The following is a 4,356-nucleotide window of genomic DNA, read 5'->3' as shown; positions in this document are numbered from 1 at the left end:
CTTTCTTCGGTAAATTCGTGAGCCTGTTTAGGCCGATATCCACGTTTGCCTGTATTACGTTTAAGCTCTCGACTAATGGTTGATTTGTGAACACCAAGCGTTTTAGCGATCTCAGTTTGGGTTAAATTGTTATCAAGCAGGGCAGATATTTGGTATCGTTGCTCTCTGGTGAGCTGTGTGTAGTGTCTCATGTTTGCTTCTCATTCTTGGTCGATTGAAAAGCATAAGATGCTACAGCAGCTTGCCATCCAATCCTAGTTTAATGAGTTGCACTTGAGAGTTGAATCCAGGCATTTTTTTGAAATGTAATATTTTTAATTAAATTATTTGATGAGCCATTTTGAACAGGAACAGTAAACCTCTGATTAACACCGTTCATGAGAATATTGTTACGGTTAATATATCCCTGCTTGATAAAATTAACATCATCATAAGTAACAAAAACATCTGATGACATTATCAATTGAAAATAGCCAATATATGGAAACAAATAAGGCTGCATTACAGCGATTTTCACTTAACACCACTTATAATATTATTTACTTTTTTTGATTGTCCAGTGCTTAGAGTTGGGAATATCGGCAAACAGAGTACTCTGCTAGCTATATCCCTTGAGTTTCTACAGTTTTGTTTGATTTTTAAATATTCCAAGGTATCTAAACTTGGGTAAAAGTAGCGCCTTGGCAAAATGCTGTTTTCTTTTAACTTGGCTTCTGCTTTTAGTAGCTCTTCTTCGCTTTCGAATAATACCGGCGCGTAGGCGTGGTTGTTTTGGCTATGTTGGTTCCATTGCTGAAAACTTAGGTTGCTGGGTAGTTCTTGCTGGTAGGTTTTCCAGATTTCTGCTCTACGCTGTTTTATATTTTCTATATCGTCAAGCACACACAAGCCCATTGCAGCTTCAAACTCGTTCATTTTGGCGTTGGTGCCAACAGATTCAATCGTGGTGGGGCTGGTTATGCCAAAGTTTATAAGTAGCCTTATTTTTTTGGCTAGCTGGTCATCATTGGTTATAACTGCGCCGCCTTCTATGGTGTGAAATAGCTTGGTGGCATGAAAGCTTAGGGTGCTGATATCGCCATAGTTCAACACGCTTTCGTCTTTATATTCAGTGCCAAAGGCGTGGGCAGCATCGTAAATAACTTTTAATTGGTGTTTGTTGGCAATGGCTTGTATGGCTTCTACTTCGCAGGGGTTACCAAAAACGTGTACGGGTAGAATTGCGCTGGTGTTGGTGGTGATCTGTGCTTCGATTAACTTGGGGTCGATATTAAAGGTATTAGGGTTAATGTCTGCAAATACGGGGGTTAAGCCTTCCCAAAGTAGCGTGTTGGTGGTTGCGGCAAAGCTAAAAGGAGTGGTGATTACTTCGCCTGTTAAGTTAAGGGCTTGGTAGGCAACTTGTAGGGCAAGCGAGCCATTGGCAACTAGTATTAAATGCTTAACGCCTAGGTGTTCTTTTAGCCTTTGCTCTAGCTTTTGTACCAAAGCGCCGTTATTGGTTAGCCAACCGCTTGCAAAAATTTGGTCTACATAGGCTTGGTATTTGGCCTTGTTGGGTAAGTAAGTCTTGGTTACTGTGATCACAGTGGTTATTCCTTTACTAAATCTAACAAGTATTGCCCATCGCTGTTTTACTTAGGGTTACGACCTGGTTGTCGTAGAAGTAAAGGTCATCGTCGCTGAGAAGTTATACAGAACAGGGTAGATCTTCTGGCGTGCTGATAATAAGTATGACTAGTATTCAGCAAGCATAAGAACCGATAAGGGGTAGTAGTTGATTAAAAATAACTTCGTTTTAAGTACGCTACCGCCCCAGGATTTAAGTTCTTCCCTGAGGACTTATATATTTAAAGGCGTGGTCAAGCTAGCCAAGAGCTTTAAGCTATCGGCTAGGAAGATAAAAACTTAATTGAAATAAGGAAGGGATTATAGCAGGAAATGAGAAAGGCCTTGTTAGTGCCTGCGTAGGTGACCAGAACTATTCATGGCTTTTCCTGTATTAAGGTGTTTAAACTACTCACTAGCTAGTTAGGCAACTTTTTCTAGTGGTAAGTTTAGCACTTCGGCTATTTGTTCTTTGCTAAGCACACCTAATGACAACAGCTGACGGGCAGAAACTAGTTTTTCTTGTAAGGCACGCTCATCAGCTTCTTGACGACCTACTTGGCGGCCTTCCTGGAGTCCTTCTTGGCGTGCTAAGCGTTCAAATGTGTTGATGTAAGGCATTTTCTTCTCCTCTTGGATTTGCTCAACCAAGGTTTTAAACTGCATTTCTAGCGGTGTGGGCAGTTTTATCATCCAGTCTATGATGTTAAATAATTCTACAACTTGTTCACGGCTATAGCCACGTTCATAAAGGCTGCGGATTAAGCCTAGTTTGCTGGTTAATAGTAGTTCACTGTCTTTGACTCGCTTGGCTTTAATTTGTGCCATTACAATATGAGCAAAAACATTGTTGCTGGTTTCTAGACTTTGCCAATCGGCTTCCCAGTCAATGAGTTTAGCCACTGGGTAAGAAAATAATAGCTTAAGCCCCCAGTGATGAAAGTTAAAGGTGTCGGGCTGATAATTGCGGTTAGTGTCGGCTAATACTGCTAGGCTTAACACCTTCATTTTATGGCGGTCTTTAATGCGTGACCAGTAGCACTGGCGTTGCGCTAGTCTGTATATTCCAGACTAACGTGGTGTACGAAATACACTTATTGCTGCGACTGTGTTAGTGAATAGCACGACGGTGCTACTGATGTAAGTATTATTAATCCATGGGAGTAGTTATGAAGATAGCCGTTGCTGGTACGGGCTATGTAGGGCTTTCTAATGCGGTATTGCTTGCGCAACATAATCAGGTTGTGGCGTTAGACCTTTTGCCAAATAAGGTGGCGCTACTTAATGCAGGGCGATCTCCTATTCAAGATGCTGAAATTCAGGCACTTTTAAGTGGTGGAACATTGAATTTTACTGCAACTTTAGACCCTGTTATTGCCTATTCTGATGCTGATTTTATAATTATTGCTACGCCTACAGATTATGACCCACAAACAAACTTTTTTAATACACAAAGTGTGGAAGCGGTTATTCAAACAGTAAAAACAGTTAACCCTAATGCTGTGATAGTTATTAAGTCGACTGTGCCAGTGGGTTTTACCGAAGAAGCTAAGCAGCGTTTTAACACTAACAATCTAGTTTTTTCGCCTGAGTTTTTGCGTGAAGGTAAAGCACTTTACGATAACCTACACCCTTCACGTATAATTGTGGGTGAGCGCTCTGCTAGAGCCGAGCTGTTTGCTCAGTTGTTGCTACAAGGTGCCATAAAAAAAGATGTACCACTTTTATTCACTGAGAACACTGAAGCTGAAGCTGTTAAGTTGTTTTCTAACACCTATTTAGCTATGCGTGTTGCCTATTTTAATGAACTAGACAGCTACGCAGAAGCTTACAGTTTGGATAGCAAGCAAATTATAGAAGGTGTAGGCTTAGACCCACGCATTGGCAACCACTACAACAACCCTTCGTTTGGCTACGGTGGTTACTGTTTACCAAAAGACACTAAGCAGTTGTTGGCAAACTACCAGCAAGTACCTAATAATATTATTCAAGCCATAGTAGATGCCAACCGTACCCGTAAGGACTTTATTGCTGAGAAAATAATGCAACGTCTTAACATTGTTAATGATGAAACTAAACAGCCACCAGTTGTAGGTGTTTATCGCTTAATCATGAAAGCAGGCTCAGATAACTTCCGAGCTAGTGCCACGCAGGGGGTGATGAAGCGTATAAAAGCTAAGGGTATTGAAGTGATAGTTTATGAACCTGTATTAGAAGAAAAGTTATTTTTTGGCTCACGAGTGATTAGCGATTTAGAAGAATTTAAGCAAGAAGCAGACATAATACTCACCAACCGCCTAGCACCAGAGCTTGAAGATGTTGATGAGAAAATATATACAAGGGATTTGTTTGGAAATGATTAGTAATATTCCTAAGTTTAAGGGTCTGGAACCACTAGTTAGTGTGATATTGACAGTATATAATTCAGAGGATTATTTGAAGTATTCATTGGAATCAATTTTAAATCAAACATTAGACAATATAGAGGTAATTGTTCTTGGATTCAACTTGCTAGTGCAACAGCCTGTAATTCTTCAAACAATACTTCATTTGGTGTTTTCATTCCAAGTGTTTTCCTAGGTCGGTTATTTAGACGATGCATAATGAATTCAAAATGCTCATCATCTAAGTGCTTAAAGCATGAACCTTTGGGGCAGTATTGACGTATTAAGCCATTTGTATTTTCATTCAATCCACGTTGCCAAGAAGCATAAGGGTCTGCAAAGTAAAAGTCACAATTCAGTGCTT

The 4,356-nt window shown here is 40.2% G+C and carries 7 protein-coding genes; 2 read left to right on the top strand and 5 right to left on the bottom strand.

All coding sequences use genetic code 11. The features are described from left to right. The 4 genes from BP27_RS17080 to BP27_RS16450 form a co-directional block, all read right to left on the bottom strand. On the bottom strand, positions 1–191 hold a 191-nt coding region (locus BP27_RS17080), incomplete at its 3' end, for a helix-turn-helix domain-containing protein (protein WP_150112076.1). Between the two features lie 68 nt (positions 192–259). Next, on the bottom strand, positions 260–517 hold the full coding sequence (locus BP27_RS0113530) for a WbqC family protein (RefSeq protein ID WP_027851982.1): 258 nt from the start codon (positions 515–517) through the stop codon (positions 260–262). Further along, positions 514–1,587, bottom strand: a complete 1,074-nt coding sequence (locus BP27_RS0113525) for a DegT/DnrJ/EryC1/StrS family aminotransferase (protein ID WP_027851981.1) — start codon at positions 1,585–1,587, stop codon at positions 514–516. Before BP27_RS0113525 ends, BP27_RS0113530 begins: the two co-directional genes overlap by 4 nt. Positions 1,588–2,031: 444 nt before the next feature. After that, entirely contained in the window at positions 2,032–2,616 is a 585-nt protein-coding gene (locus BP27_RS16450) for an RpnC/YadD family protein (protein ID WP_051610592.1), read from the bottom strand. A 161-nt stretch (positions 2,617–2,777) separates the two neighbouring features. On the opposite strand from BP27_RS16450, the gene BP27_RS0113515 reads away from it, so the two are divergent. Together BP27_RS0113515 and BP27_RS17615 are read left to right on the top strand one after the other, a co-directional pair. Next, a complete protein-coding gene (locus tag BP27_RS0113515) occupies positions 2,778–3,971 on the top strand; it encodes a nucleotide sugar dehydrogenase (RefSeq protein ID WP_027851980.1) in 1,194 nt (397 codons plus the stop codon). Then, positions 3,925–4,188: a glycosyltransferase gene (locus BP27_RS17615; RefSeq protein ID WP_425411891.1), complete on the top strand. Its 264-nt coding sequence runs from the start codon at positions 3,925–3,927 to the stop codon at positions 4,186–4,188. Before BP27_RS0113515 ends, BP27_RS17615 begins: the two co-directional genes overlap by 47 nt. Here the strand turns inward: BP27_RS17615 and BP27_RS0113510 are convergent. Further along, positions 4,112–4,356: IS30 family transposase (locus tag BP27_RS0113510; protein WP_027851979.1), on the bottom strand; the 245-nt coding region annotated here is incomplete at its 5' end. The genes BP27_RS17615 and BP27_RS0113510 overlap by 77 nt on opposite strands.

Source organism: Marinospirillum insulare DSM 21763 (assembly GCF_000686905.1).
Lineage (GTDB): Bacteria > Pseudomonadota > Gammaproteobacteria > Pseudomonadales > Halomonadaceae > Marinospirillum > Marinospirillum insulare.
The sequence above is the reverse complement of the archived record's forward strand: the minus strand, read 5'-3'. Positions and strand labels throughout refer to the sequence as shown.

Excerpts from the sequence above, each read along its gene's own strand:
- BP27_RS16450 (WP_051610592.1), bottom strand. The coding sequence starts at position 2,616 with ATGAAGGTGTTAAGCCTAGCAGTATTAGCCGACACTAACCGCAATTAT.
- BP27_RS0113515 (WP_027851980.1), top strand. The coding sequence starts at position 2,778 with ATGAAGATAGCCGTTGCTGGTACGGGCTATGTAGGGCTTTCTAATGCG.
- BP27_RS17615 (WP_425411891.1), top strand. The coding sequence starts at position 3,925 with ATGTTGATGAGAAAATATATACAAGGGATTTGTTTGGAAATGATTAGT.